General features: G+C 33.3%; 1 protein-coding gene and 1 pseudogene. One reads left to right on the top strand and one right to left on the bottom strand.

All coding sequences use genetic code 11. The features are described from left to right. Window positions 1–167, top strand: a pseudogene (locus IDG60_RS15145) (staphylopine family metallophore export MFS transporter CntE); the annotation flags it as partial. Between the two features lie 361 nt (window positions 168–528). Here IDG60_RS15145 and lnsB read toward each other — a convergent pair. Next, the coding region (gene lnsB / locus IDG60_RS15150; protein ID WP_206160867.1) for a CPBP family lipoprotein N-acylation protein LnsB at window positions 529–1,139 on the bottom strand (611 nt) is incomplete at its 5' end.

A 1,139-nucleotide genomic window follows, 5' to 3' on the forward strand; every position in this document is an offset into this window, starting at 1 on the left:
TTGCCTGTGCAGACTTAGGTATATCGTTAGGTGGCGCATTGATGGGACCTATTTCCGATTTAGTAGGATTTAAATGGATGTATCTAATTTGTGGTATGTTAGTCATTGTAATAATGATTATGAGTTTCTTGAAAAAGCCAACACCACGTCCAGCGAGTAGTCTTTAATGAAGTGAATTAAAGCATATTAAGTTAATGAATATTTAAATTTTAAAAGGTATATTGAGCATGGCGATTCATGGGAGTGGGACAGAAATGATATTTTCGAAAAATTTATTTCGTCGTCCCACCCCGGCAAGGTTGACTAGAATTGAAAAAAGCTTGTTACAAGCGCATTTTCGTTCAGTCAACTACTGCCAATATAACTTTGTAGAGCATTGAACATTGATTTATGTCTCAGGCTCTCTATATGGCTCGTTTTTAGAACGACAGTATATCTAAATAAAGCACGCTTAAAAGTGAGTTGTGATACTGACTTTTAAGTGTGCTTTTTGATGTGTATGGATAATGGATAATACTCTGAAAAATTTTACATGAAAATATGCAAAACGAGTATAACTGCTAATTGATAGAAATAGCTCACCATAAAATTACGGTTTGACTTTAAATATAAGTAAGTCGCACTACTAGCTAGTATCAATGCTGGAATGAATTCCCACCATGTATTAATGTATGGATAATAGTACAGTGTTTCAAGGATAACGGATAATACTATTGTAATCTTTAAAGGTATTAATCTGCTTAATTCTTGAATTAAAATATGACGGAAAATAAGTTGGCAAATCAAAGTATTTAATATAATGGTTAACCACAACATTACTATTAAACTGATGGAACCATAATCTCTAATGAGCGGGTAAATGTCAAAGACAGTAAAGGCATCTACATTTAGTGCGAAAATATCGAAATAATTTAAAAGTAAAAAGAGTACGACACTTAGTGTAAATGATATAAGAATATGCCATTTATATTTGGTGCTGGCAATGATTTGCGTACGTATCATCGGAACAAATGCATCTTCATGCATCCGACGAAAAATAGCTAGTGAAATAATAACTGCGAGTAAATAGCTAATGTTCATTGAAATAGGAAAAGAGAAACCCCATGGGGCTTGTTGAGTGAATACAGCTACTAACCCAA

It is taken from the genome of Staphylococcus sp. EG-SA-2 (assembly GCF_017152085.1).